Genomic DNA, 26148 nt, shown 5'->3' on the forward strand with positions numbered 1-26148 from the left:
AGAGGTCTCCCTGCGGGCCGGGGCCCTTTCGCCGTTCCGCGCTACTTTTTGTCGATGATCTTCAGCGACAGCTGGCCGTTGCTGGCGAAGTACGGGCGCAGCTCGTGGTTCGCGCCGCCGGTGGCGGTGGACACGACCGTGGAGGCGGCGCCGCCGAGGCGGCCGCGCCAGCCGCCGGTCTTCGGCTTGGTCTCCGCGGCCGCGGCCGGCGCGCCGGAGGACTTCACGACCGGGTACGGGTAGGCGAAGACGTCCATCGGGACGAGCACGTCCGTGGCGAGCTTGCAGATGCGGATCCGCGCGGACTTCTGGTCGGGCAGCAGCCACAGGTCCCAGACGTCCTCGGTACCGCTTTCATGGAGGCGGGCCGCGGCGGCGTTGTCCAGGGTCGCCGTGAAGCGGCCGTCGGCGCCGGGCTTCGCCGGGAAGGTGAAGTTCTTGTCGGTCTCCTTGCGGTGGACGGCCTCGACGACGCTGCCGGTGCCGAGCTCGACGCCCCAGGCAGCGGCGTCCACGACGATCGAGGTGGCGCCGGCCTCGATGGCCGCGACCTCGACGTGCTGGGCGCGCACGCGGCTCTGGACGCGCAGGGTGCCGTCCGTGTGCGCGTACGGCAGCAGCAGCGACAGGGCGGGGCCCTCGGTGCGCGGGTGCTTCAGCGACAGGATGTGCAGGGTGTCGCAGCCGGCCGAGCGCAGCGGCAGCTCGGCGCCGGCGGCGCGGATGGTGAGCTGCCAGTCGCCCTCGACGAGCTTGCCGAGCGTGGGGACCAGCACCTCGCCGCCGACGAAGGGCAGGACGACGTCCTCGGCCTTCTTGCGGGTGTCCTTGCAGACCAGCTCGGCGTCGCTGCCGGCGGCCAGGCCGTCGACGCGGACCCGGACGTCGCCCTGTGGGGTGACCACGGCGGTGGCCTCGCGCGGGACGGCCCGGCGGGCGCGCATGTCCTCGACGATCTTCTCGAAGCGCTCGGCGGTGGCGGCCTCCTGGAAGCGGACCACGTTGGCCACGGCGGCCGCGGCCATCTTCCGGCGCAGGTCGTCGTCGGAGATCAGCTTCTCGATGTGCTCGGCGAGCGCTTCCTTGTCGCCGACGGGGACGACGTAGCCGTCCTCGCCCTGCGTGATGATGTTGCGGGGGCCGTGCGGGGCGTCGTAACAGATCGCCGGGAGGCCGGCCGCCATCGCCTCGACGGTGACGTTGCCGAACGCCTCCAGGCGGGAGGGCAGCACGAAGATGGACGCCTTGGCGAACTCCGGGGTGACCGGGGTGGCCGGGCCCATCAGGAAGACCTGGTTGTTGCTGCCGGTCTCGTTGATCTTCCTGCGCAGGTTGGCGCGCTCGGGGCCGGAGCCGTAGATCCGCAGGCTCCAGTCCGGGTGGCGCGGTGCCACGGTGGAGAAGGCCTCGATGAGATCGGCGAAGCCCTTGTGCGGCTTGAGCAGACCGGCGGCGACGACGATCTTGTTCTCGCCCGTGGACATCTGGCCCTCGTGGGCCGGGATGCAGTTGGGCAGCGGGGCGAGCATGTGGCTCACGCCGGGGACGTGGCGGGCGATGGTCTCCAGCTCGTCCGGCGTCGGCGCGGTGATCGCGTCCATCTTCGGGTACGCGTCCCGGAAGAGGGCGTCACGGATGTGCGGTCCGTACTGCGCGGGGCGCGAGTGCTCCGTCGCGAGCTTGAGATAGTCGCCCTCGGCGTACGCCAGCATGATCGTGATCTTGGGGTTGGTGCTGACCACCACGTCGGCGTCGGTCGTCGCCAGGTACTCCATCAGCCGCTTCTCCGCGAGGCGGCTGATCCACGGCTTCTTGTCCGTCGGCTCGTTCGGGTAGATGTGCGGGAAGACCTCGTTCAACGGGTCGTCGAGGTCGGAGGTGTGCGAGTGCTTCCGCCTGTCGGTCAGGGCGACCGTCTTCACCCGCGGGTCGAGCGGGAAGAACGGCTGGTCGAGGCTGCGGCGGAGCGCTACCAGCTCGACCTCGTGGTTGTCCGCGAGCGCGCCGGCCAGGTTGTGGATCGCGCTGACAACACCGCCGATGTGGCAGCGGTCTACCAGGATGAAGGATATTTTCACGCCGAGCCTCGATGTCTGCGGAAATGGGGGACCCCCGGGTGGCCGGGGGCGTGCGTGACGTGCGTCGAGCACGAGGTGACGCACCTTAGGTTACGGGTCCGTGGCCCGGAAGCGGGGCGGATGCGTCCGCTCGGGTCGGTTCCGGACGGCTTCGGGGCGGTGGACGCCGGATGACGTCCGGCTTTCGCCCGGCTTTCTGTCGGGTTCTGACGGAGTGAAGCGGAAACCCTCCGGGGGAAGCGGAAACCCTCCACGGCCCCGGCGCGTCGTCCTGGGCATGAACACGGAAAACCCGGGCTGTCTGACGGGGGCGGCGCGCGCCGTCGCCCTCGTCGTGGTCCTGCCCGTCCGGCTGGTCTGGGAGGCCCTCGCTTTCTGCCTCCGGCAGCTCTGGCGCTGGATCCTCGCCCCGGTCGGCCGCGCGTTGGGATGGCTGCTCCACCACCTCCTCCTCGTCCCCTTGCGATGGCTGTGGGAATGGCTGCTCCTCCCCGTCGGCAAAGCCCTCTGGTGGGCCGTCGACCTGCTCCTCGTCACCCCGCTCACCTGGCTCTGGCGGTACGTGCTCGGCCCCGTCCGCCGCTTCGTCGGCGCGGCCCTCGCCTGGGCCTGGCGGATCGCCGGGCAGGTCTCGCGGGCCGTCGGCCGGATGGTCCGCCGGGTGCTGTGGCACACGATCGGCCGCCCTCTCGTCTGGGCGTACCGGGTGGTCCTCACCCCCGTCGGCCACTGGCTGCGCGCCTGGGTGTGGGAGCCCCTCGCCGCCGCCGGGCGTGCCGTGCGCGCCGCCGCCCGTGAGGTGCGGGCCGCGCTCTTCGGCGGTCCCCGCTGACCTGCCCGGGTGGGGTGCGGGCGGCCCGCCGGGGAACCCGAGGTGGCCCGGGCGCGTACTCTGGGTAGTACAACGAACGTCCCCGGCGCGGCGCCCGCCCCCGAGATCTCCCCGCCCCCGGCGGGGGTGATCCGGGCAGGAGCCCACGGGACGCCCCAAGAGCTTCCGGGCGGAGCGCCACCCGCGCCCGCCCCGCACCGAGGAGAAGAACCACTGGGCAAGCGACAGCCCGAAGGCCCGCCGCCCGCACCCGCGGTGCAGCGCATCCGACTGCGCTACACCAAGCGAGGCCGCCTCCGGTTCACCAGCCACCGTGACTTCCAGCGCGCCTTCGAGCGCGCCCTGCGCCGCGCCGAGGTGCCCATGGCGTACTCGGCCGGCTTCACCCCGCACCCCAAGGTGTCGTACGCCAACGCCGCCCCCACGGGTACGGGCTCCGAGGCCGAGTTCCTGGAGATCGCCCTCACCGAGCGCCGCGACCCCGAGACCCTGCGGGTCCTGCTCGACGAGTCGCTTCCGGCCGGACTCGACATCACCGACGCCGTGGAGGCCCGCACCTCAGGCCTCGCCGACCGGCTCACCGCCTCCGTGTGGGAGCTCCGGCTCGACGGCGTCTCCGTCGACGAGGCCCGCAAGGCCGTCGAGACCTTCCTCGCGGCCGAGACCGTGGAGGTCCAGCGCAAGACCAAGAGCGGCATCCGCACCTTCGACACCCGCGCCGCCGTCGTCGACCTCGTGGCGGACCGACCCCAGGGCGACCCCGAGGGTGATCCCCAGGGCGATCCTCAGGGTGATAGGACCGCCGGGGATGCCTGTGCGATACTGCGGCTGGTTGTTCGGCACGTGACACCTGCCGTGCGACCCGACGACGTTCTGTCCGGTCTCCGAGCTGTGGCCGACCTGGCGCCGCCGGTCCCCGCAGCGGTGACCAGGCTGGCGCAGGGGCTCTTCGACGAGGAGTCCGGCACGGTGACCGACCCGCTCGCGCCCGACCGCGAGGCAGTCACGGCCGCTCCACCCACGGCCGCCGCGACCGCCCCGGCGACGGCGCCGGAGGCAGGCCCCGCGTAGGGACGCCGTCGAGCGCAGCCCTGGCACTCGGGAGCCACCTGGGTCGGGCCGCGCACTGACACAGGAGACTTTCGCCAGGCCGTACGCATCGGGCGTACGGAACCGGCGAGCCAGACATTCAGCTCCCGTGCGGCGCCCGCGCCCCGGACGGCGGCACCGCGCACGACGCGCGTCCGTGCCGCCACCGGAACCCGACGCGGCGCCCGGGAGCGTGACGGGAGAACCCCGCATGCTCGACGAGACCATCGAGAACAACAACGACAACGCCCCCGGTGACAAGCTGCCGCCGCGCCGCAGGCGCCGCGCCGCTTCCCGGCCCGCCGGCCCGCCGGTGACGGCCACCGGCGAGACCGCCGAGGCCACCGAGGCCGCGGAGATCATCGAGGCCGCCCCGGCCGCCGCGGAGCCCGAGGCCGTGAAGGCCGCCGAGGCGGAGGCCGCGCCGGCGCGTACCCGCCGTCGTGCGACCCGTAAGGCGACCGCGCCCGTGGCCTCCCCGGCCCCGGTCGAGGAGCCCGCCGAGGCCGTCACCGAGACCGAGCCGGCCGCCGAGGCCCCGGCCGCCGAGCCGGAGGCCGCCCCGGCGCGTCCGCGTCGTCGGGCCACCCGCCGCGTCAGCGCCCCGGTCACCTCCCCGGCCCCGGTCGAGGAGCCCGCCGAGGCCGTCACCGAGGCTGCCCCGGCCGCCGAGACTCCGGCCGCCGAGCCGGAGGCTGCCCCGGCGGCCCGTACCCGCCGTCGTGCGACCCGCCGGGCCGCCGCCCCCGAGGTCACCCCGGACGTGGCGGCCGAGCTCGCCGCCCCGACCTCCGGCGAGGCGCTGCCCGAGGACACCATCGAGGAGATCGCCTCCCACGGCGCCGAGGTCGCCGCCGCCGAGACCGCCGCCACCCGTGGCCGCGGCCGCCGCCGCGCCGTCAGCACCCCGCAGTTCACCGAGCCGCCCGCCGCCGAGGAGGCCCCGCGCCGCCGCCGCGTCGAGCGCCCCGCCGTCGCCGTCTTCCAGGCCCCGGTCTTCGCCGAGCCCATGTTCCAGACGCCGGAGACCGCCGCCTTCGCCGCCGCGGTCGCCGCCGAGGCCGAGGAGGAGGAGACGGAGGAGACCGTCGTCGAGACGGCCGAGGCCGTGGAGACGCCCGAGCGCGCCGAGACCGGTTCGCGCCGTCGCCGGCGCCGCCGCGGCGAGCCCGTCGCCGTCGAGCCCGTCCCGGCCACCGTCGCCGACGAGCCCGAGGTCGAGCACGTCGCCGACGAGGTCGAGGAGACGGAGGCCGAGGCCGAGGAGGCGGAGGAGTACGAGGACCGCCCGTCCCGTCGCCGCCGCCGCGGTGGCCGTCGCCGCCGTCGCGGCGAGTCGGTCGAGGCGGAGGAGTCCGAGGAGACCGAGGGCTTCCGGGCCGAGACCGACGAGGACGAGGAAGCGGAAGAGGCCGAGGAGGCCGAGGAGGAGACGGACGAGTCCGGTCTCGCAGGCTCCAGCAGCTCCCGCCGCCGGCGCCGTCGCCGCCGCCGCAGCGGTGACGCCGCCGAGAGCGAGACCACCGACGAGGACGGCGTCCGCACGGTCGTCAAGGTCCGCGAGCCGCGCCCGAAGCCCGAGCCGAGCGACGAGGTGCAGTCCATCAAGGGCTCCACCCGCCTGGAGGCCAAGAAGCAGCGCCGCCGCGAGGGCCGCGAGCAGGGCCGCCGCCGCGTCCCGATCATCACCGAGGCCGAGTTCCTCGCCCGCCGTGAGGCCGTCGAGCGCGTCATGGTCGTCCGCCAGAACGGCGAGCGCACCCAGATCGGCGTCCTGGAAGACAACGTGCTCGTCGAGCACTACGTCAACAAGGAGCAGGCCACCTCGTACGTCGGCAACGTCTACCTGGGCAAGGTCCAGAACGTGCTGCCGTCGATGGAGGCCGCCTTCGTCGACATCGGCAAGGGCCGCAACGCCGTCCTGTACGCCGGCGAGGTCAACTTCGAGGCGCTCGGCATGGGCAACGGCCCGCGCCGCATCGAGTCCGCCCTCAAGTCCGGCCAGTCCGTCCTGGTGCAGGTCACCAAGGACCCGATCGGTCACAAGGGCGCCCGCCTCACCAGCCAGGTCTCCCTCCCCGGCCGCTACCTCGTGTACGTCCCCGAGGGCTCGATGACCGGCATCAGCCGCAAGCTCCCGGACACCGAGCGCGCCCGCCTGAAGACCATCCTCAAGAAGATCGTCCCCGAGGACGCGGGCGTCATCGTGCGCACCGCCGCCGAGGGCGCGAGCGAGGACGAGCTGCGCCGCGACGTCGAGCGCCTCCAGGCGCAGTGGGCCGACATCCAGAAGAAGGCCAACCAGATCTCGACGTCCGCGCCGAGCCTGCTGTACGGCGAGCCGGACATGACCGTCCGGGTCGTCCGCGACATCTTCAACGAGGACTTCTCCAAGGTCATCGTGAGCGGTGACGACGCCTGGGAGACCATCCACGGCTACGTCTCGCACGTCGCGCCCGACCTGGCCGACCGCCTCCAGCGGTGGACCAGCGAGGTCGACGTCTTCGCCACCTACCGGATCGACGAGCAGCTGATGAAGGCGCTCGACCGGAAGGTCTGGCTGCCGTCCGGCGGTTCGCTGGTGATCGACAAGACCGAGGCGATGATCGTCGTCGACGTCAACACCGGCAAGTTCACCGGCCAGGGCGGCAACCTGGAGGAGACCGTCACCAGGAACAACCTGGAGGCGGCCGAGGAGATCGTGCGCCAGCTGCGGCTGCGCGACCTCGGCGGCATCGTCGTCATCGACTTCATCGACATGGTCCTGGAGTCCAACCGCGACCTGGTGCTCCGCCGCCTCCTGGAGTGCCTGGGCCGCGACCGGACCAAGCACCAGGTGGCCGAGGTCACCTCGCTCGGCCTGGTGCAGATGACCCGCAAGCGGGTCGGCCAGGGCCTCCTGGAGTCCTTCTCCGAGACCTGCGTCCACTGCAACGGCCGCGGTGTCATCGTCCACATGGAGCAGCCGGCCACCCACGGCGGCGGCGGTGGCGGCAAGCGCGCGAAGAAGCGCGGCCGCGGCGGCGAGGCGCACGACCACGTCCACGAGACGCACGAGGCCGAGGCCCCGGCGGATGCCGAGGTCGAGACCGAGGCCGAGGTCGCGGCCGAGCTGGCCGCCCCGGTGGCCGTGCCGGTGCCGATCGCCCCGGACGAGGAGCTGTACGGCAGCGTCGCCGAGGCCGAGGCCGCCGCGACCCGTGGCCGTGGCCGCCGTCGCGTCACCCGCAAGATGACCGCCCCGGTGACCCCGACGCCGATCGCGGAGCCGGAGCCCGTACCGGCGCCGGAGCCGGTCGTGGAGGCCGCGCCCGAGCCGGTGGCCGAGCCGGTCGTCGTGGAGGCCCCCGCGGCCCCCGCGCCGCGTACCCGCCGCCGTGCCACCCGCCGGGCGACCTCGCCGGTCGTCTCGACCGGCGAGGCCGCAGCCGAGGCCGCCGAGCCTGTCGTCGCGGTCGCGGAGCCGGAGGTCGTACCGGTGCCGGAGCCGGAGCCGGTCGTGGAGGCCGCGCCCGAGCCGGTCGTCGAGCCCGCCGTCGAGGAGGCCCCCGTGGCCGCCGCGCCGCGTGCCCGCCGCCGGGTGGTCCGCAAGGCCACCGCCCCGGCCGGTGCCCCCGCCGGTGCCGAGGCCGCCGAGATCGTGGTGGTCACGGCCGCCCCGGTCACGGAGCCCGAGGCCGTGGCGGAGCCCGCCGAGGAGACCGAGGCCGCCCCGGCGGCCAAGAAGGCCGCCCGGAAGACGGCGAAGAAGGCCACCGCCAAGAAGGCCGCCACCAAGAAGACGGCGGCCAAGAAGACGGCGGCGAAGAAGACGACCGCCAAGAAGGCCACGGCCAAGAAGGCGGCCGAGAAGACCGCCGCCCCGGCCCAGGACTGAGCCGGCGGGACCGCCCCGGCGAAACCCCTTCCGAGGGGCCTCGCCGGGGCGGTCCGCACCCGCACGGGCGAATTTGACCCTCTGTGGCAGCCGCCCGTAACCTAGACCGTCGGCGTGTCTGCGACGCGCCGCGCCTCTGAGCACCCCCCTCCCGCTCGCCGGGAGAGGCCGCTCGTCCGATCCGGATCGCCGCGGGCCCCCGGGCCCCGCGCGTGGGCGGCTGGCGTCAGAGGTCCCGTTACCGAGTGAGAGAGAGATCCGCGTGTACGCCATCGTGCGCAGCGGTGGTCGCCAGCACAAGGTTGCTGTCGGCGACATCGTTGAGGTTGACAAGATTTCCACCGCCAAGATCGGCGACACGGTCGAGCTCTCGACCCTGCTCGTCGTCGACGGCGACGCCGTGACCAGCGACCCGTGGGTCCTGGCGGGCATCAAGGTCCAGGCCGAGGTCGTGGACCACACCAAGGGCGCCAAGATCGACATCCTGCGCTACAAGAACAAGACCGGCTACCGCCGTCGCCAGGGTCACCGTCAGCAGTACACGGCGATCAAGGTCACGTCCATCCCGACGGCCGCGAAGTAAAGAGGGACTGAGCAATGGCACACAAGAAGGGCGCATCGTCCACCCGGAACGGTCGCGATTCCAACGCCCAGCGGCTCGGCGTGAAGCGCTTCGGCGGTCAGGTCGTCAACGCGGGTGAGATCCTGGTCCGCCAGCGCGGCACCCACTTCCACCCGGGCTCGGGTGTCGGTCGCGGTGGCGACGACACGCTGTTCGCCCTGCAGGCCGGTTCGGTGCAGTTCGGCACCTTCCGTGGCCGCAAGGTCGTGAACATCGTCCCGGTCGCCTGATCGGACGCTTTGCGGAGGCGGACCTCACTTCCCGGCAGGGAAGCGGGTCCGCCTTTCGCGTGTTACTAGATAGACAATCCGTACCAAGCTGACTGCTGGAGGCACAGAACCATGACCACCTTCGTGGACCGCGTCGAGCTGCACGTCGCCGCGGGTAACGGGGGCCACGGCTGCGCCTCCGTCCATCGCGAGAAGTTCAAGCCGCTCGGCGGCCCCGACGGCGGCAACGGCGGCAGGGGCGGCGACGTCATCCTGACCGTCGACCAGTCCGTGACCACCCTGCTCGAATACCACCACTCGCCGCACCGCAAGGCCACCAACGGCAAGCCCGGCGAGGGCGGCAACCGCGCAGGCAAGGACGGCCAGGACCTCGTCCTGACCGTGCCCGACGGCACCGTCGTCCTCGACAAGAAGGGGAACGTGCTCGCCGACCTGGTCGGCCAGGGCACCACGTACGTCGCCGCCCAGGGCGGCCGCGGCGGCCTCGGCAACGCGGCGCTGGCCTCCGCCCGCCGCAAGGCCCCCGGCTTCGCGCTGCTCGGCGAGCCCGGCGACCTCCAGGACATCGTCCTGGAGCTGAAGACCGTCGCCGACGTGGCGCTCGTCGGCTACCCCAGCGCCGGCAAGTCCTCGCTGATCTCCGTCCTCTCGGCCGCCAAGCCGAAGATCGCGGACTACCCCTTCACGACGCTGGTCCCGAACCTCGGCGTGGTCACGGCCGGCTCGACCGTCTACACCATCGCCGACGTCCCCGGCCTCATCCCCGGCGCCAGCCAGGGCCGCGGCCTCGGCCTGGAGTTCCTGCGCCACGTCGAGCGCTGCTCGGTCCTCGTCCACGTCCTGGACACGGCGACGCTGGAGTCCGACCGCGACCCGGTGACCGACCTCGACGTCATCGAGGAGGAGCTGAAGCAGTACGGCGGCCTCGACGACCGCCCGCGCATCGTCGTCCTCAACAAGATCGACATCCCGGACGGCCAGGACCTCGCGGACATGATCCGCCCGGATCTGGAGGAGCGCGGCTACCGCGTCTTCGAGGTCTCCGCGGTCGCCCGCACCGGCCTCAAGGAGCTCTCCTTCGCCCTCGCCGACATCGTCGCGAAGGCCCGCGCCGCGAAGCCGAAGGAGGAGGCGACCCGTATCGTCATCCGCCCGAAGGCCGTCGACGACGCCGGCTTCACCGTCACGTACGACGAGCACGAGGACGTCTACCGGGTGCGCGGCGAGAAGCCGGAGCGCTGGGTCCGCCAGACCGACTTCAACAACGACGAGGCCGTCGGCTACCTCGCCGACCGCCTCAACCGCCTCGGCGTCGAGGACGAACTGATGAAGGCGGGCGCCCGCGCCGGCGACGGCGTCGCCATCGGCCCCGACGAGAACGCGGTCGTCTTCGACTGGGAGCCCACCGTCATGGCCGGCGCCGAGATGCTCGGCCGCCGAGGCGAGGACCACCGCTTCGACGCCCCCCGCCCGGCCGCCCAGCGCCGCCGCGACAAGCAGGCGGAGCACGACGAGGCGGAGCGGGAGTACGACGAGTTCAACCCGTTCTGACGGCGCCTTCGCCCCCGGTCGGCGGACGGAGTCCGGCGCAGCCGCCCGAAGCCGGTGAGGCCCCCTGGGACCGAGCGGTGCGAGGGGGCGGTGTGGGGGTCTGCCCACCGCTTCGACGCCCCCCGCCCGGCCGCCCAGCGCCGCCGCGACAAGCAGGCGGAGCACGACGAGGCGGAGCGGGAGTACGACGAGTTCAACCCGTTCTAGCGGGGCGCGGGGTCTGGGACCTGGGATGCGGAACCCCCGGCGGCTTTGGCCGTCGGGGGTTCCGGCGTGCCGGGGCCCGTCCCACAATCGGGTGAGATTCACGGGGGCTCGTGTGGGTCGGCCGGTGGGCGGAGAGGAGGGAGCCGGGCCGTGACGGCCTGGTGGCGTCGAGAACGGGTGCGTGGATTTCACCTGAAAGGGTGAGGGGTGTCACTCGGTGGACGCTTCGGCAAGGATTTGCCTTCGATGGGGGGCCTTGCCACTATGTGGCGCCGACTGTCAACCCCCAGAACGGAAGCCGGGATTGTCGTGAGTGACGCCTTGCTGCCCTACGCGGTGGGTGCCGCGAAACGAGCCCGGCGGGTGGCGGTGAGGATGCGCCGTCGGGTCGAACGGCTGCACACCGCACCGGCGTTCGGCGGGGGGATCCCGCCCCGACCCGCGCTCCGCCCCCTCCACCTCTCCGTCCTCGGCGGCCGCACCCTCAACGTCGCCGTCCTCGCACCGCCCTCCGCCGACCTCGCCTCCGCCCGGCTCGAACTCACCCGCGGCGGACGGACCCTCAGGCTGCCGCTGGAGCTCGAACCGCAGGGCGACGGCACCCTCCTCCTCACCGCGACCACCGCCCTCCGTTTCACGGACACGCCGGAACAACCAGGTGACACCGGACCGTACGGCCCCGGCCGCCCCGGCCCCGCCCTCTCCGCCGGCCTGTGGCGCATCACCACCGTCCTCACCCGCACCGACGGGCAGGAGCTGCGCACCGGCGTCGCCGCCGCGGCCCTCCCCGCCGCCGACGGGCCCGTCGCCCCCGTCTCGCCCGACCCCGCCTGCGGCGCCCACTTCCGGCTGATGCGCTCCGTCGACGGCTTCGCCGTCCTCAAGGTCCGCGCCCCCGCCCACCAGGCCGAACTCAACACCTTCGCCCTCCGCTGGGACCGGATCACGGTCCGCGGCCGGATCGTCGCCCCGCAGGCCCCGCCCGCCGCGTACACCGCCCAGGCGGTCCGGCGCGGCGGCGGCGCCGTCGTCCAGGCCCCGCTGGAGTGGGACGGCGACTCCTTCGCCTTCGACCTGCCGCTCGCCGGCATGGTCTCCGGCCGCCGGGCTCACCGCTGGGACATCCAGCTCCAGCAGGGCCGCACCGGCCTCAAGATCGGCCGCCGGCTCACCGACCTGCGCCGGCGCGACCAGGTGATCCGCACCTCGTTCCGGATCATCGCCCTGGAAGACGGCTCGCTCCTCCGAGTGCATGCCTACATCACCTCGGCCGGGGCGCTCGCCGTCTCCTGCGTCGGGATCGAAGGCGCCCCCGACGGCGCGGAGGGACGCGTATGAAGATCACCATCCTGCTCACCTGGGGCGATGCCATGGGCGGCACCGAGATGGCCGCCTACACCCAGGCCATCCAGCTGGCGCCGCGTCACGAGGTCGAGATCCTCAGCGTGTTCAGGACGGAGGCGGAACCCTTCCTGCCCGAGGCGAAGGACGTGCCCGTCCGCTACCTGGTGGACCGCACCGGCCGCTCGCCGCGCCCCGTGCGCCCCTCCGCGCTCACCGCGGGCGAGTGCGAGGCCCTCGCCAAGCTGCCCAGCGAACTGATCGACGCCTCCTGGGAACCCGCCTTCGACCGGCTCTCCGACATCGAGATGACCGCCGCCCTCTCCGGGCTCGACGCGGACGTCCTGGTGACCACCACCCCCGCCCTGATGGCCGCCGCCGTCACCCTCGCCCCCGCCCGCGTGGCCGTCGTCCACCAGGAGCACCGGGTCTCCCAACTGCGCGGCGCCACCGGCGAACCGCTCCTCACCCACGCCCCCCGGCTCGACGCCCTGGTCTCCCTCGCCGAACTGACCACCGACTGGTTCGCCGAGTCGCTCGGCCGCGCCGCCCCCCGCCTCGTCACCATCCCCAACGCGATGCCCGACGGCTACCGGCCCCGCTCCGACCTCGGCTCGAAGACCATCGTGGTGGCCGGCCGCCTGGTCCCGGAGAAGCAGCTCGACCACGCCGTCCAGGCCTTCGCCGAGGTCGCCGACGAGCACCCCGGCTGGCGGCTGCGGATCTTCGGCGACGGCCCCCAGCTGGCCGCCCTGCGCCGGCTCGTCGAGGGGCTCGGCGCGCACGACCGGATCGAACTCGTGGGCCGCAGCCGCCGGATGGCCGAGGAGTGGGCCACGGCCGCGCTCTGCCTGATGCCCTCCCGGGTCGAGTCCTTCGGCCTGGTGATGCTGGAGGCGTTCACCGCGGGCGTCCCCGTCGTCGCGTACGACACCCTCACCGGGCCGTCCCAGATCGTCCGCCACGAAGTGGACGGCCTGCTTGTGCCCGCCGACGACATCGCCTCGCTCGGCGCGGCCCTCTCCCGCCTGATGGGCGACGACGAGCTGCGCGCCGCCTACGGCGCGGCCGCCCGCGCCGGGGCCCGCGAGCGCTTCTCCCCGGAGGTCGTCACCGCCCGCTGGGACGAGCTGTTCACCGCGCTGGCCGCCGAGGACCCGGTCGCCCGCGCCGCCGCCCGCGCCGACCGCGCCGCCCACCGGGTCGCGGCCGGCGGCAGCCGCAGCTTCGCCGTCTCCGCGCCGATCAGCAGGCTGTCGCCCTCCACCGACGAGCAGAAGGCCCGCGAGGTCATCCTCCAGGCCAAGGACCCCAAGTCCCTGGTCCGTTCGGCCGGCCGGCTCGCCGAGGTCCGCGACGACGTGCCGTCCTGGCGCATGGGCGAGATCAACCTGGAGCTGACCGCCCAGGCCCTGGAACGCCACGGCGTCCCCTACGTCCTCCTCCACGACCCCACGACCGTCAGCCACCGCCTCGCCGTCAGGCACCCCGACCGGGAACGCGCGCTGCGCGCCCTCGGCACCGAGCTCCACGGCCGCCCCGTCTACGCCGAGCTCGTCGCCCCCCGGACCGCCGCCCCCGGCGCCCGGCTCGCCGAGACCCTCACCGCGGCGCCCGACGTCGCCGGCGTACGGATCTTCAAGCCGCTCGTCAACGACAGCCGGACCCTGCGGTACGGGCCGGTGTACGGCTGCGGCGTCGAGTTCTGGACCGAGGAGGAGGGCGACACCGGCTGGTACACCGCCCCCCGCGGCACCACCCCCGTCGGCCCTCGCCTGCCCTCCCTCGACGGGGACGCCCGGATCTCCGTCGCCGGCCGGGACTACCCGACCCTGGAGGTCTTCACCAAGAAGCTCATGTGGAACGTCGACTTCCCCGTCGACGCCGTCTACACCTGGGTGGACGACACCGACCCCGTCTGGCGGACCAAGCGCGACGCCGCCCGCCGGGAACAGGGCCTCGCCACCGACGACGCCCAGTCCGGCGACGTACGCTTCCGCAACCGCGACGAACTGCGCTACTCGCTGCGCTCGCTCGCCGCGCACGCCCCCTGGATCCGGCGGATCTTCCTCGTCACCGACGACCAGACGCCGCCCTGGCTGGACACCGCCCACCCGGACATCGAGGTGGTGAGCCACCGCGAGCTGTTCGCGGACCCGGACTGGCTGCCCAGTTTCAACTCGCACGCCATCGAGTCCCAGCTGCACCGCGTCGAGGGCCTGTCGGAGCACTTCCTCTACATCAACGACGACGTGTTCTTCGGCCGCCCGCTCGCCCCGAACAAGTTCTTCCAGTCGAACGGCAACTCGCTCTTCTTCCGCTCCCCGACCGCCGTCCCGCCCGGCGAGGTCACCGAGGAGACCGAGGGCTACTTCGTCGCCGCCAAGAACAACCAGGCCCTCCTGGAGGAGGCCTTCGGCAGGACCGCCACCCACGGCTTCCTCCACACCCCGCACCCGCTGCGCCGCAGCGTCCTCGCGGAGATCGCCGAGCGCTGGCCGGAGGAGACCGCGCGGACCGCCGCGACCCCCTTCCGGGGCCGGACCGACCTGTCGATCACCTCCTCGCTCCACCACCACTACGGCTACCTCACGGGCAAGGCATCGCCCGGCTCCCTCTCCGCCGCGTACGCCAACATCGGCGACTACAAGCACCACGTGGCGCTCAGCCGGCTCCTCGCCGCCCGCCACCGCGACGTCATCTGCATCGGCGAGTCCGCGGAGGCCGAGGTGCCTCTGGACGAGCAGGACCGGGTGCTGCGGGCCTTCCTTGAGGCGTACTTCCCGGTGCGTTCGCCGTACGAGAAGGGCTGACGGGACGCGGCGTACGCGTGAGGGGGCGCCCATGCGCTGGGCGCCCCCTTTTTTCGCGTACGGGCAGCGCTGCCCGTACGGGCCAGCGCTTCTCGTACGGCTAGCGCTTCTCGTACGGGCTCGGGACCGGGAAGTACGCTTCGAGGAACGGGGTGATGAGGTCCTTCTGCCCCTCCGCGTCGCACTCCGTGGAGACCGTGTCGTTGACGCAGAAGACCGCCCGGTCGCGCTGGGCGAGGAGCCGGCCGAGCCGGGTCTCCGTCCACGGGTGGGTCAGGTCCAGGTACGCGTACGGCAGATCGGTCGACGGGATCGCGCGGCCGGTGTGGAAGGCGTAGTAGTGGTAGAGCGAGGAGGCGATCGAGATGTCGTCGACGCTGCGGAAGCGGTTCCGCTCGGTGCGGCGGTACTCGACGGCGAACTCCGTCTCGATCTCCTCCAGCACGCTGCGCCGCAGCGGGTGCGGCATGTGCTTCATCTTCTGCACGAGGACGGAGCCGTACCGCTCCTCGATCAGCCGGCGGTTGTTCTTGCCGGCGGCGGCCACCGGAGGGTCGTCGACGCTCGGCTCGCCCAGCGGCACGAGCGCGGGGGAGGGGAAGAACTTGGTGAGCCCGCTGGCGAGGAAGAAGTCCCGCGGGGTGACCTCCCGGCTGAGCATCACGTCGTCGTTGAGGTAGAGGAAGTGCTCGGCGAGCCCGTCGATGTGGTGCAGCTGGGACTCGATGGCGTGCGAGTTGAAGGTCGGCAGCACCTCGGGGGAGCGGAAGATCTCCTTGTGCGAGACGACGCGGAGGCCGGGGACGGTGGTGTCCAGCCAGGCCGGCGTCTGGTCGTCGGTGACCAGGAAGACGTTCCGCACCCAGGGCGCGTAGAGGTGCAGGGAGCGAAGCGAGTAGCGCAGCTCGTCACGGCTGAGGTAGCGGGCCGGGTTGGCCGCCTCCGCGTGGTACGCCTCGCCGGCGTACTCCGCGCGGCGCCGCAGCCACTCCGGGTCCGAGCCGTCCACCCAGGTGTAGACGACGTCGATGGGGAAGGTGACCTGGTCGGTGCGGACGACGGCGGTCTCGGCGCGGGCGGGCACCAGGCGGGTGCCGACGGAGGAGGTCCGGGGGCGGGGCAGGACGGCCGCGAAGTCGGTGGGGCCGGTGGGGCTGACGGGGCCGGCGCGGTCGGTGAGATCGGTGAAGTCCGTGAAGTCCGTGAAGTCCGTGAAGCAGGACTCCGGGGCGTCGACCACCCGGCCTTGGCGGGGCAGGCTGATGGCCATCCGGCCGGGGCGGGGCGCGGTCAGCTCGCCGTCCTCCTCGTGCCAGAACTCCACGTCGCAGCCGTACGGTTCCCCCAGCTTGAGCTGGTGGGTGGGGTCGGTGCGGTACCAGACGAGCCGCAGGACGGAGGCGGTACGCAGCCGGTGCCAGGTCCCCGCGGCGAAACCGGGCTGGGAGTCGCGGTCCGCCGCACCGTTCCCGCCGACCGCGGACGCGTAGCCGGGCTCCCGCGCGCAGGCCTCGGCGAGGGCTGCGAGCACGGCGGCCCGGTCCTGCTCGCGGACGGCCACCGCGGAGGAGGTGTCCGACTTCCCGGGGACGCAGAAGTGCGGCACGCCGGCCGCGGAGAGCGTGCCGAGCACCGCCTCCAGATTGGCCCGGCGGGCCCGCAGCGGCGTGATCCCCTCCGCGACCAGGGCCACTCTCGGCTCCCGCCCGACGCTGATCACCGTGCGGTCGGGCTCCGCGGTGAGCGCCGCGTACCGCCGGGCCAGCCGGCCCCGGCGGAGGCGCTCGGCGGCGGCCGCCCCGCTCGCGAGGCGCAGCTTCACGCGGCGGCGTACGTCGGCGTCCACCTGCGCGACGACGGCCCGTCGCACGCGGTCGGGAACGGCTCGGCGGTAGACCCCCAGCAGCCGGGGTGACTCGGGATTTCGCACTGCTTTTTACTCCTCGAACACATACAACTGCGGAGAGTGAGCAGTATCAGTATGCCGCTTCCGCGGACCGCTCCCAGGGCGCGCGAGCAGTGCTCACGCGCCCCCTGGGGCGGCGAGATGAGCGCCCGTGCGCCGGTGCTCCGGCGGGGCCACGGGCAGCAGGTACCGTGGTGGCCGCAGTGCTCAGTGACAGAGGGATGTGGGGAGAGCATGACGTACCTGATCACCGGCGGTGCCGGTTACATCGGCGCGCACGTGGTCCGGGCCATGACGGCGGCGGGGGAGCGGGTCGTGGTCCTCGACGACCTTTCGACCGGATACGCCCACCGGGTTCCCGAGGGCGTGCCCCTCGTGGTCGGTTCCACCCTGGACCGCGAACTGCTCGACCGGACGCTCGCCGAGCACACCGTCACCGGCGTCGTCCACCTCGCGGCGAAGAAGCAGGTCGGCGAGTCCGTCGAACTGCCGCTGCACTACTACCGCGAGAACGTCATCGGCCTCACCGTCCTCCTGGAGGCGGTCGCCGCGGCCGGCGTGCGCAACTTCCTCTTCTCCTCCTCCGCCGCCGTGTACGGCATGCCGGACGTCGACCTCGTCACCGAGGAGACCCCCTGCCTCCCGCTCAGCCCGTACGGCGAGACCAAGCTCGCGGGCGAGTGGCTGGTCCGCGCGGCGGGCCAGGCGCACGGCATCGCCACCGCCTGCCTGCGCTACTTCAACGTGGCAGGCGCGGCCACCCCCGAGCTCGCCGACACCGGCGTCTTCAACCTGGTGCCGATGGTCTTCGAGCGGCTCGACGCCGGCGAGGCCCCCCGGATCTTCGGTGACGACTACGCCACCCCGGACGGCACCTGCATCCGCGACTACATCCACGTGGAGGACCTCGCGGACGCGCACCTCGTCGCCGCCCGCAAGCTCGCCGAGTGGGCCGAGGCCGGCGAGCCGCGCGACCTCACCGTCAACATCGGCCGCGGCGAGGGCGTCTCCGTCACCGAGATGGTCAAGCTGATCAACGAGATCACCGAGCACACCACCGAGCCGGTCGTCACCCCGCGCCGCCCCGGCGACCCGGCCCGCGTCGTCGCCTCCGCCGACCGCATCGCCGCCGAGCTGGGCTGGAAGGCGCGGTACGACGTCCGCGACATGATCGGCTCCGCCTGGGCGGGCTGGACCGCCCGCCGCGGCACCGCCGGCTGAGCCCCTTCCGCACCGTGCCACGGCCCCCTCGTGCGTCTCGTACGAGGGGGCTGTTCGCCGTGCGGACGTCGCTCCCGCGGCACGTGCCGTTCATCTCCCGGCGATCCGATGGACCCATGCGAGACCAGCTCGGCCAGATCATCCGCTTCGGGGTGGTGGGCGGGATCAACACCGGCACCTTCTTCGGCTGCTACCTGCTCCTCCACCCCTGGATGCCGTACTTCGCCGCGTACACCCTCGCCTTCCTGTTCAGCATGGTGGGCTCCTTCTTCCTCAACACGTACTTCACCTACCGCACCCGCCCCACCTGGAAGAAGTTCGCCCTCTTCCCCCTCACCAACCTCACCAACTACCTCGTGCAGAGCGTCGGCTTGTACGCGCTCGTCACCTGGGCCGGCATGGACGACCGGATCGCGCCACTCGTGGCCGCGGTCGTCGCCATCCCCTTCACCTACCTGATCTCCCGCCGGATCCTCGTCAGCAGGGCCCCCGGGGGGCCGGACGGCGGTCCAGGGAGGGAGAACGGCGGTCCGGGGAGCGGAACGGAGGAGCGGCAGCCGTCCCGGCTCGCGTAGATTGCCCCTCGCGACCGTGCCGGGAGCGCACGGCGCCGGAACAGCGAGCGAGGACGGCCCAGGTGGCGACGGAGATGGCGACGGTGCAGCAGGACATGAACCGACAGGACGCGACCCCGCCCGCCGAGACCCCGCAGACCGGGACCCCGTCCTCCGTGACCCCGTCCTCCGTGACCCCGCAGAGCGCCCTCTCGCCCGCCGTGGCCCGCCCGTTCGTCACCGAGGCGCGGCGGATCGTCGTCAAGGTCGGCTCCTCCTCCCTCACCACCGCCGCCGGCGGCCTCGACGCCGACCGGGTCGACGCCCTCGTCGACGTCCTCGCCAAGGTCCGCAGCGGCGGCGAGAAGGAGATCGTGCTGGTCTCCTCCGGCGCCATCGCCGCCGGCCTCGCCCCCCTCGGCCTCACCCGCCGCCCCAAGGACCTGGCCCGCCAGCAGGCCGCCGCCAGCGTCGGCCAGGGCCTCCTCGTCGCCCGCTACACCGCCTCCTTCGCGCGCTACGGCGTCCGCGTCGGCCAAGTGCTGCTCACCACCGACGACACCAGCCGCCGCGCCCACTACCGCAACGCCTACCGCACCCTCGACCAGCTCCTCGCCATGGGCGCGCTGCCGGTCGTCAACGAGAACGACACCGTCGCCACCGACGAGATCCGCTTCGGCGACAACGACCGGCTCGCCGCCCTCGTCGCCCACCTCGTCCGCGCCGACCTCCTCGTCCTCCTCTCCGACGTCGACGGCCTCTACGACGGCGACCCCGCCAAGCCCGGCACCTCCCGGATCGCCGAGGTCGGCGGCCCGCAGGACATCGCCCACGTCGAGATCGGCTCCGCGGGCAAGGCCGGCGTCGGCACCGGCGGCATGGTCACCAAGGTCGAGGCCGCCCGGATCGCCGCCGCCGCCGGCATCCCCGTCGTCCTCACCTCCGCCAGCCGCGCCGCCGACGCCCTCGCCGGGCGCGACACCGGCACCTACTTCCACCGCACCGGCCGCCGCTCCGCCGACCGCCTCCTCTGGCTCGCCCACGCCTCCACCCCGCAGGGCCACCTCGGCCTCGACGACGGAGCCGTACGGGCCGTGCTCGAGGGCAAGAAGTCGCTGCTCGCCGCCGGTGTCACCGCCGTCGAGGGCGACTTCGTCGCCGGCGACCCCGTCGAACTCCGCGACGCCACCGGCCGCCCCGTCGCCCGAGGCCTCGTCAACTTCGACGCCAAGGAGCTCCCCCGGATGCTGGGCCGCTCCACGCGCGAACTCGCCAGGGAGCTCGGCCCCGAGTACGAGCGCGAGGTCGTCCACCGCGACGACCTCGTCGTCCTCGGCTGAGCCCCGGCCGAGAGACGACCCGCGTCCGGTGCGGAAGCCCATGCGAAACCGCCGCCGAAACGGCTGAAACTCCTGCCATCCGGAAGGGACCTTTACCAAAACCGCCCCATGCGGCGGCTCGGACTGGTCAACTTTGTCTCGGGGGTAACGAGCAACGCGGGGTACAGCACCACACGCATCACACAGGAGGCCGCCGGTGAGACGAGCGCGCCCAGGGGCACCGCCCCGCGGGACGGCCGAACGCGCCCTGACGAGTGTCGGGGCCGGAGCCGACTTCGACGCGGCACGGGACAGGGCCGCGGGAGGCGAGAGCACAGCAGCCGAGACGGGCACACGGGACGGCGGCGCGGGGGAGCGCCCCCTGTCCAAGCTGTGGCACGTCACCCTCAGCGTGTCCGGCGTCGAGGCACCGCTGAAGGAGGTGCGCCGCGGGCTCGAACAGCTGGCCCACGACCACCCCTTCCTGCTGACCAGCCGCTACGCCAACGACCACGCCGAGATCCGGTACTGGGAGGAGGCCCGCGACCTGCACGACGCGGCCGCCGTCGCCCTGCGCCTGTGGGGCGAGCACCGGCAGACCGCGAAGCTCCCGCCCTGGGAGATCGTCGGCCTGGAGGTCATCGACCGGGAGACCTACCACCAGCGGATCGCGGAGGGCTACGGCCCGCCGCCCGCCGCCCCGGTTGGCGTCCACCCCTACTGACCCGATCCCCGGGGTCCGTACGGCCGTCCGTACGGCCGTACGTACGGCTGTCCGTACAGCGACACGGGCGCGTCTCGCACTGCGGGATGCGCCCGTCGCACGTTCCGGGTGTGCCCGTCCGTGCCAGTACCCTGCGGACATGACCTCGCTCACGCCCCTCGACAACCTGACCCCGGTCACCCGGGCCGCCCACCGAGCCCGCGCCGCCGCCGCGCAGATCGCGCCACTGCCGCGCTCGGCCAAGGACGAAGCCCTCCTCGCGATCGCGGACGCCCTGGAGGCCCGCACCGCGGAGATCGTCGAGGCCAACGCCGAGGACATCGCCAAGGCCCGCGAGGCCGGCACCAGCGAGTCGATCATCGACCGGCTCACCCTCACCCCCGAGCGGGTCCGCGCCATCGCCGCCGACGTCCGCCACGTCGCCGCCCTGCCCGACCCGGTCGGCGAGGTCGTCCGCGGCTCCACCCTCCCCAACGGCCTCGACCTCCGCCAGGTCCGCGTCCCCCTCGGCGTCGTCGGCATCATCTACGAGGCCCGCCCCAACGTCACCGTCGACGCCGCCGCCCTCTGCCTCAAGGCCGGCAACGCCGTCCTGCTCCGCGGCTCCTCCTCCGCCTACGCCTCCAACACCGCCCTGGTGGAGGTCCTGCGCGACGCCATCGATGGTGTGGGGCTGCCCGCCGACGCGATCCAGCTCGTCCCCGGCGAGTCCCGCGACTCCGTCCGCGAGCTCATGCGCGCCCGCGGCCTCGTCGACGTCCTCATCCCCCGCGGCGGCGCCTCCCTCATCCGGACGGTCGTCGAGGAGTCCACCGTCCCGGTCATCGAGACCGGCACCGGCAACTGCCACGTCTACGTCGACGCCGAGGCCGACCTCGACATGGCCGTCGACATCCTGATCAACTCCAAGGCCCAGCGGGTCAGCGTCTGCAACGCCGCCGAGACCCTCCTCGTCCACCGGGACGTCGCCGACGCCTTCCTGCCCCGCGCCCTCGACGCGCTCGCCGAGGCCGGCGTCACCGTCCACGCCGACGAGCGGGTCCTCGCCCGTGCCGAGGGCACCAAGGCCACCGTCGTCCCCGCCACCCCCGAGGACTGGGAGACCGAGTACCTCTCCCACGACATCGCCGCCGCCGTGGTCGACTCCCTCGACCAGGCCGTCGAGCACATCCGCAGGTGGACCTCCGGCCACACCGAGGCCATCGTCACCACCTCGCAGGCCGCCGCCCGCCGCTTCACCCAGCTGGTCGACTCCACCACGGTCGCCGTGAACGCCTCCACCCGCTTCACGGACGGCGGCCAGTTCGGCTTCGGAGCCGAGATCGGCATCTCCACCCAGAAGCTCCACGCCCGCGGCCCCATGGGCCTTCCGGAGCTCACCTCCACCAAGTACATCGTCACCGGCGACGGTCACATCCGATAACACCACCTCGCACCCCTCCTTTCGGTACGGGTCGGTACGGGCGGGGAGACTTCGCACTCTCCCTGCCCAAACCCCCCTCCCCGGTCTACTCTGAATCCGTGCCGGACGACGTGGGGGGCAGGCCGTCCCCGAACGGCTGGGAGCCCGACGACGAGCGCGGAGGCGCCGCCGAGGGCCACTGGGACGTGGCCTTCGACGAGGAGTTCGTCCGGGCCGCCACCGTCCACGAGCCGACGGCCGTCGAACGCCTCCTCGCCGCCGCCCAGGCCCGCGCCGAGGCCGAGGCCGCCCGTGCCCACGCCGGTCGCGGCTCCGCCGACGACGACCTCTGCGAGGACGGCCCCGACCCCCTCGGCCCCACCTACGAGCCCGACGACATCGGCGACGACGCCAGCCCCTACGGCCGCCACGGCGGCGCCCTGCGCCCCTACCGGGGCAGCGCCCGCTGGCACCGCCCGGTCGCCTGGATCCTCGCCCTCCTCATGGGCCTCGGCATGGTGGCCCTCGCCTTCACCGCCGTCTACCGGGGAGCCGCCGCCAACCGGCAGGACCAGGTCCCCCCGGCCTCCACCGGCGTCGACCAGCCCCAGCCGGCCCCGCCCGCCGCCTCCCCGGCCGCCGCTCCCCCGCCACCGGTCCTCACCGGCACCCCCGCGACCGCCCCGCAGGCCCCCGCCGCACCCCGCACCCCCTGACGCCACCCGGACGGCGGCACGGCCGACCGGAACCACCACCCCGGTGGCGGAAAACTTCCGGACTTGTCGTGTACCTGGGCGTTTACCGAAGCCCCCGCCGACCTACCCTGAAGGTATGGCAGGGCGTGGCGACCCGCCTGAGGGGAATCCCGAGGGAGTCCCCGGCGGAGAGGACGAGTACCGGTCCCTCGTCTTCGACGAGGCGTTCGTCCGCGCTGCCCACCTCCAGGAGTACTCGGCCCAGGAACGGATGGGCGAGCACGCCCTCGCCGTCCGCAGCCGCCCCGGCCCCGTCGGCCGCCGTGGCTCCGGCCAGGCCCTCCTGCTGGTCCTGCTGATCCTCCTCGCCTTCGGCACGGCCGTCTTCCTCGGCCTGCGCAACCCCTACCAGCCCCCGCCCGACCAGCGCGCCGAGCCGCTGCGTACCACCGTCGTCCCGCTCGCCCCGCAGGGCCCCGTCCCCGGCGGAGACCCCGCGAGGCTCCTCGCCCGCAGCCCCGCCGCCGAGTACCGCACCGGCGCCGCCGGCATCGACCTCCCCGTCGCCGGACGCACCACCCACTTCTCCGAGGGGCAGGTCGTCACCGCCCTCAGCATCGCCAAGGACTACCTGGTCGCCTCCTCCCTGGAGCCCGACGTCCTCGCGGGACAGACCGTCCGCCCCGCCCGCCTGCTGCTCGACCCCGACCAGCTCGCCCAGTTCGACCGCAGCGTCGAATCACCCGCCGACGACGGCCGGCACGCCGTCGCCGCCTGGGTGGTCCGCTTCGACCCCCGTGAGGTCGCCGTCGCCGAGCCCGCACCCCGCGTCCAGGGCACCCTCCGCTTCGCCGAGAGCACCCCCGACACCCTGGACGTCACCGCCGACCACACCTTCACCTACGTGCTGCGTCCCGCCGCCCAGGGCTCCGGCGCCGTCGCCGCGGCCTCGCTCTTCACGGTCCACCGCACCCTGCACCTCCGCTTCGACCGCGAGGACCTGCGCATGCACCGGGCCGAGCTGCTGACCAGTACCGTCGAAGCCGGACCGCAGGCCTGCGGCGCCGACACCGGCGGCGGGCTCAGGCCGCTCCTGGCCGACGCCGAAGCCCCGGCGAAGAGCGGACCGGCCCTCACCGATCCCTACGCCACCGACCGGCCCGCGGCCCCCGCTCTCTGCGGAGCCCTCGACCCGGCCGCCCAGCCCAAGCCCTGACGACGCAGTTCTGACGACACGGCCTTGACGGCGCGGCCCCGACTACGCGTCCGACCCCTTGCCGGAGTCCTCGCCCGTCTCCCCGTCGGCGCCCTTGCCCGGCTCCTTCCCGCCCGACCCCTTCGCCGCGCCGCCGCCGAACACCGTCCGCAGCCGTCCGCCCAGATCGCCCGCGAGGTCACCGGCCCCGCCTGCTATGTCCCCGACGAGCTTGAACAGCGGATCCTTGCTGTCCTTCACCGTCTGCGCGTAGTGCCCGGCCGACTCCCGGAAGGAGTCCGTCACCGAGGCGTCCTTGTCCTCCGAGCGCTTCGGGTAGTGGCCGTCCATCAGCCGCTGGTAATCGCGGCTCTCCGACCACTTCTTCAGCTCCGCCGCCCGCACGGTGGTGAACGGGTGCGAGCGCGGCAGTACATTGAGGATCTTCAGGACCGAGTCCCGCAGGTCACCGGCCTTCTCGTACTCGTCCGCCTGGGCGAGGAAGGCGTCCACGTTCATCTCGTGGAGGTGGTTGCCGCCGGCGATCTTCATCAGGCCCCGCATCGAGGCCCGCACGTCCTGCCCGACCAGCAGGCCCGCCCGGTCGGCGGACAGCTCCGACTTGCGGAACCACTCGCGCAGCGCCGTCACCAGCGCCATCACCGCCATGTTCCCCAGCGGGATCCAGGCCACCTTCAGCGCCACGTTCGTCAGGAAGAACAGGATCGTCCGGTAGACCGCGTGGCCCGAGAGGGCATGACCGACCTCGTGGCCGATCACCGCCCGCATCTCCTCCTCGTCGAGGAGCTCGACCAGACCCGTCGTGACCACGATGATCGGCTCGTCCAGGCCCACGCACATCGCGTTCGGCACCGGGTCCTGCGTCACGTACATCGGCGGGACCTTCTCCAGGTCCAGCACATGGCACGCGTCCCTCAGCATGTCGTTGAGGTGGGAGAACTGCACGTCGCTCACCCGGACGGAGTCGGAGAGGAAGAGCAGTCTGAGGCTCCGCTCGGGCAGCAGCCCGCTCAGCGTCTTGAACACCGTGTCGAAGCCGCTGAGCTTGCGCAGCGCCACCAGCGCCGAGCGGTCCGCCGGGTGCTCGTAGGCCCGCGAGGAGATGCCGGGGAACCGCTTGCGCTGCCTGCTCGGCACGCTCCCCTGGTGGTTCTCTGTCATGAACGCCCCCTGTTCGTACGAGATCGATGCTCGTCCCCCTGACGCGACCCAGCCTAGGCGCTGGCGCTACCGTGTGCCGGGAGCCTGTGGACAACTCGGGCCCTGTGGACAACCGAGGAGCACGACCGCCATGCCGGAGACCGCCGCCACCGCCGCCCTCACCGGGATCGCCGCGGCGCAGCAGGGCCTCGGCGACACGCTCCGCATCGTCCTGCTGATCTCCATGGTCGGCGGCGCCCTCCTCGCCTGGTTCCTGCTCCGCGGATACCGCCGCGGCGAGACCGCCGACGAGACCGTCGCACAGCCCGCCGACACCCCTGCCCGAGGCACGTCCGAGGGCGCGGGGGACGCCAACGCCTGAGTCGGCGTGAGCCCGCCGGGACGGCCCGCATACGATGTGCGCGAAGTCTCCGCTTCCACCCCCGATCGGATAGGTCCTCCCGAAGATGAGCCTCCACAGCACCGCCGCCAACCTCGTCACGCTTGCTTCCGAGGGCGCCGAGCACGGTGGCAACCACGACAGCCTCAACCCGTATGTCACGGGAGTCGGCGCCTTCCTCGCGCTGATGCTGCTGCTCTGGATCACCACCCGCTTCAACCGCGACCGCTGAGCCGGACGCCGACCGGGAGGCCGCTGAGCCGGCGTCCGCCGCCGTGCCAGTAGGCTCTGCACGCATGGGAGAGCAGGAAGTGCCTACTGGCGGCCGCGGCAAGCGCCGCCTCGGCGTGATGGGCGGGACGTTCGACCCGATCCACCACGGACACCTGGTGGCGGCCAGTGAGGTCGCCGCCCTGTTCCACCTGGACGAGGTGGTGTTCGTACCGACCGGCCAGCCGTGGCAGAAGAACCACAAGGTCGTGTCGCCCGCCGAGGACCGCTACCTCATGACGGTCATCGCCACGGCCTCCAACCCGCAGTTCTCGGTCAGCCGCATCGACATCGACCGCGGCGGCGCGACCTACACCATCGACACCCTGCGCGAACTGCGCGCGCTCAACGGCGACGCCGACCTCTTCTTCATCACCGGGGCCGACGCGCTCGCGCAGATCCTCACCTGGCGCGACGCGGAGGAGCTCTTCTCCCTCGCCCACTTCATCGGCGTCACCCGGCCGGGCCACGACCTCACCGACGACGGTCTGCCCAAGGGCGGCGTCTCCCTGGTCGAGGTCCCCGCCCTCGCCATCTCGTCCACCGACTGCCGCGCACGGGTCGCGGAAGGCGACCCCGTCTGGTATCTCGTCCCGGACGGCGTGGTCCGCTACATCGACAAGCGCCGGCTGTACCGCGGCGAGTGAGTCCGGGGAAGGGG

At 73.1% G+C, this 26148-nt stretch carries 21 protein-coding genes; 18 read left to right on the top strand and 3 right to left on the bottom strand.

What is annotated here, in order from left to right; translation table 11 throughout:
• Nucleotides 1-41: 41 nt before the first annotated feature.
• Nucleotides 42-2078: a glycosyltransferase family 4 protein gene (locus QK442_RS18550; protein ID WP_282695078.1), complete on the bottom strand. Its 2037-nt coding sequence runs from the start codon at nucleotides 2076-2078 to the stop codon at nucleotides 42-44.
• 277 nt (nucleotides 2079-2355) lie between these two features.
• Here QK442_RS18550 and QK442_RS18555 point away from each other — a divergent pair, with 277 nt between their 5' ends.
• The 8 genes from QK442_RS18555 (at nucleotide 2356) to QK442_RS18590 (ending at nucleotide 14640) form a co-directional block, all read left to right on the top strand.
• Nucleotides 2356-2910, top strand: coding sequence for a hypothetical protein (locus tag QK442_RS18555; protein ID WP_282695079.1), 555 nt, complete (start codon nucleotides 2356-2358; stop codon nucleotides 2908-2910).
• Nucleotides 2911-3165: 255 nt separating this feature from the next.
• The gene (locus QK442_RS18560) at nucleotides 3166-3981 is read left to right on the top strand and encodes a TIGR03936 family radical SAM-associated protein (protein WP_282695080.1); all 816 of its coding nucleotides are present in this window, start codon (nucleotides 3166-3168) and stop codon (nucleotides 3979-3981) included.
• Between the two features lie 229 nt (nucleotides 3982-4210).
• The gene (locus tag QK442_RS18565) at nucleotides 4211-7876 is read left to right on the top strand and encodes an Rne/Rng family ribonuclease (protein WP_282695081.1); all 3666 of its coding nucleotides are present in this window, start codon (nucleotides 4211-4213) and stop codon (nucleotides 7874-7876) included.
• 262 nt (nucleotides 7877-8138) lie between these two features.
• Entirely contained in the window at nucleotides 8139-8459 is a 321-nt protein-coding gene (rplU, locus tag QK442_RS18570) for a 50S ribosomal protein L21 (protein WP_128979761.1), read from the top strand.
• 14 nt (nucleotides 8460-8473) lie between these two features.
• Nucleotides 8474-8728 carry a 50S ribosomal protein L27 gene (rpmA, locus tag QK442_RS18575; RefSeq protein WP_030494090.1) on the top strand — a complete coding sequence of 85 codons (255 nt, stop codon included), beginning with the start codon at nucleotides 8474-8476 and terminating at the stop codon, nucleotides 8726-8728.
• Between the two features lie 111 nt (nucleotides 8729-8839).
• Entirely contained in the window at nucleotides 8840-10279 is a 1440-nt protein-coding gene (gene obgE / locus QK442_RS18580) for a GTPase ObgE (protein WP_282695082.1), read from the top strand.
• Between the two features lie 516 nt (nucleotides 10280-10795).
• Complete coding sequence (locus QK442_RS18585) at nucleotides 10796-11824, top strand: hypothetical protein (RefSeq protein ID WP_282695083.1); 1029 nt, start codon at nucleotides 10796-10798, stop codon at nucleotides 11822-11824.
• Nucleotides 11821-14640, top strand: a complete 2820-nt coding sequence (locus QK442_RS18590) for a stealth conserved region 3 domain-containing protein (RefSeq protein ID WP_282695084.1) — start codon at nucleotides 11821-11823, stop codon at nucleotides 14638-14640. The genes QK442_RS18585 and QK442_RS18590 overlap by 4 nt, the downstream gene beginning before the upstream one ends.
• 100 nt (nucleotides 14641-14740) lie before the next feature.
• On the opposite strand, the gene QK442_RS18595 is transcribed toward QK442_RS18590, so the two are convergent.
• Nucleotides 14741-16570, bottom strand: coding sequence for a stealth family protein (locus QK442_RS18595; protein ID WP_282695085.1), 1830 nt, complete (start codon nucleotides 16568-16570; stop codon nucleotides 14741-14743).
• 210 nt (nucleotides 16571-16780) lie between these two features.
• On the opposite strand from QK442_RS18595, the gene galE reads away from it, so the two are divergent.
• The 7 genes from galE to QK442_RS18630 all read left to right on the top strand — a co-directional run bounded on the left by galE (nucleotide 16781) and on the right by QK442_RS18630 (nucleotide 23677).
• The gene (gene galE / locus QK442_RS18600) at nucleotides 16781-17767 is read left to right on the top strand and encodes a UDP-glucose 4-epimerase GalE (RefSeq protein ID WP_282695086.1); all 987 of its coding nucleotides are present in this window, start codon (nucleotides 16781-16783) and stop codon (nucleotides 17765-17767) included.
• A 116-nt stretch (nucleotides 17768-17883) separates the two neighbouring features.
• On the top strand, nucleotides 17884-18342 hold the full coding sequence (locus QK442_RS18605) for a GtrA family protein (protein ID WP_282695087.1): 459 nt from the start codon (nucleotides 17884-17886) through the stop codon (nucleotides 18340-18342).
• A 62-nt stretch (nucleotides 18343-18404) separates the two neighbouring features.
• The gene (gene proB, locus QK442_RS18610; protein ID WP_282695088.1) at nucleotides 18405-19661 is read left to right on the top strand and encodes a glutamate 5-kinase; all 1257 of its coding nucleotides are present in this window, start codon (nucleotides 18405-18407) and stop codon (nucleotides 19659-19661) included.
• A 196-nt stretch (nucleotides 19662-19857) separates the two neighbouring features.
• A complete protein-coding gene (locus QK442_RS18615; RefSeq protein ID WP_282695089.1) occupies nucleotides 19858-20364 on the top strand; it encodes a hypothetical protein in 507 nt (168 codons plus the stop codon).
• Between the two features lie 139 nt (nucleotides 20365-20503).
• Nucleotides 20504-21787, top strand: a complete 1284-nt coding sequence (locus tag QK442_RS18620) for a glutamate-5-semialdehyde dehydrogenase (RefSeq protein ID WP_282695090.1) — start codon at nucleotides 20504-20506, stop codon at nucleotides 21785-21787.
• Between the two features lie 98 nt (nucleotides 21788-21885).
• Entirely contained in the window at nucleotides 21886-22482 is a 597-nt protein-coding gene (locus QK442_RS18625; RefSeq protein WP_282695091.1) for a hypothetical protein, read from the top strand.
• Between the two features lie 115 nt (nucleotides 22483-22597).
• Nucleotides 22598-23677, top strand: a complete 1080-nt coding sequence (locus tag QK442_RS18630; RefSeq protein WP_282695092.1) for a hypothetical protein — start codon at nucleotides 22598-22600, stop codon at nucleotides 23675-23677.
• A 42-nt stretch (nucleotides 23678-23719) separates the two neighbouring features.
• On the opposite strand, the gene QK442_RS18635 is transcribed toward QK442_RS18630, so the two are convergent.
• Nucleotides 23720-24838 (bottom strand): M48 family metallopeptidase, encoded by a 1119-nt coding sequence (locus tag QK442_RS18635; protein ID WP_282695093.1) that lies wholly within the window; start codon nucleotides 24836-24838, stop codon nucleotides 23720-23722.
• A gap of 130 nt (nucleotides 24839-24968) precedes the next feature.
• Here QK442_RS18635 and QK442_RS18640 point away from each other — a divergent pair, with 130 nt between their 5' ends.
• From QK442_RS18640 to nadD, 3 genes are all read left to right on the top strand, one after another.
• Nucleotides 24969-25199, top strand: a complete 231-nt coding sequence (locus tag QK442_RS18640; RefSeq protein WP_282695196.1) for a hypothetical protein — start codon at nucleotides 24969-24971, stop codon at nucleotides 25197-25199.
• An 85-nt stretch (nucleotides 25200-25284) separates the two neighbouring features.
• A complete protein-coding gene (locus QK442_RS18645; RefSeq protein ID WP_282695094.1) occupies nucleotides 25285-25449 on the top strand; it encodes a hypothetical protein in 165 nt (54 codons plus the stop codon).
• 64 nt (nucleotides 25450-25513) lie between these two features.
• Nucleotides 25514-26134, top strand: coding sequence for a nicotinate-nucleotide adenylyltransferase (gene nadD / locus QK442_RS18650; RefSeq protein WP_282695095.1), 621 nt, complete (start codon nucleotides 25514-25516; stop codon nucleotides 26132-26134).
• The last annotated feature ends 14 nt before the right edge of the window (nucleotides 26135-26148 follow it).

Source organism: Streptomyces sp. CC208A, from assembly GCF_030010625.1.
In the GTDB taxonomy this organism is placed as follows: Bacteria; Actinomycetota; Actinomycetes; order Streptomycetales; family Streptomycetaceae; genus Streptomyces.

What these genes read in the sequence shown, in the direction of transcription:
- QK442_RS18555 (WP_282695079.1), top strand. Translation starts at nt 2,356, where the DNA reads ATGAACACGGAAAACCCGGGCTGTCTGACGGGGGCGGCGCGCGCCGTC.
- QK442_RS18565 (WP_282695081.1), top strand. Translation starts at nt 4,211, where the DNA reads ATGCTCGACGAGACCATCGAGAACAACAACGACAACGCCCCCGGTGAC.
- rpmA (WP_030494090.1), top strand. Translation starts at nt 8,474, where the DNA reads ATGGCACACAAGAAGGGCGCATCGTCCACCCGGAACGGTCGCGATTCC.
- obgE (WP_282695082.1), top strand. Translation starts at nt 8,840, where the DNA reads ATGACCACCTTCGTGGACCGCGTCGAGCTGCACGTCGCCGCGGGTAAC.
- QK442_RS18590 (WP_282695084.1), top strand. Translation starts at nt 11,821, where the DNA reads ATGAAGATCACCATCCTGCTCACCTGGGGCGATGCCATGGGCGGCACC.
- galE (WP_282695086.1), top strand. Translation starts at nt 16,781, where the DNA reads ATGACGTACCTGATCACCGGCGGTGCCGGTTACATCGGCGCGCACGTG.
- QK442_RS18605 (WP_282695087.1), top strand. Translation starts at nt 17,884, where the DNA reads ATGCGAGACCAGCTCGGCCAGATCATCCGCTTCGGGGTGGTGGGCGGG.
- QK442_RS18620 (WP_282695090.1), top strand. Translation starts at nt 20,504, where the DNA reads ATGACCTCGCTCACGCCCCTCGACAACCTGACCCCGGTCACCCGGGCC.
- QK442_RS18630 (WP_282695092.1), top strand. Translation starts at nt 22,598, where the DNA reads ATGGCAGGGCGTGGCGACCCGCCTGAGGGGAATCCCGAGGGAGTCCCC.
- QK442_RS18635 (WP_282695093.1), bottom strand. Translation starts at nt 24,838, where the DNA reads ATGACAGAGAACCACCAGGGGAGCGTGCCGAGCAGGCAGCGCAAGCGG.
- QK442_RS18640 (WP_282695196.1), top strand. Translation starts at nt 24,969, where the DNA reads ATGCCGGAGACCGCCGCCACCGCCGCCCTCACCGGGATCGCCGCGGCG.
- QK442_RS18645 (WP_282695094.1), top strand. Translation starts at nt 25,285, where the DNA reads ATGAGCCTCCACAGCACCGCCGCCAACCTCGTCACGCTTGCTTCCGAG.
- nadD (WP_282695095.1), top strand. Translation starts at nt 25,514, where the DNA reads ATGGGAGAGCAGGAAGTGCCTACTGGCGGCCGCGGCAAGCGCCGCCTC.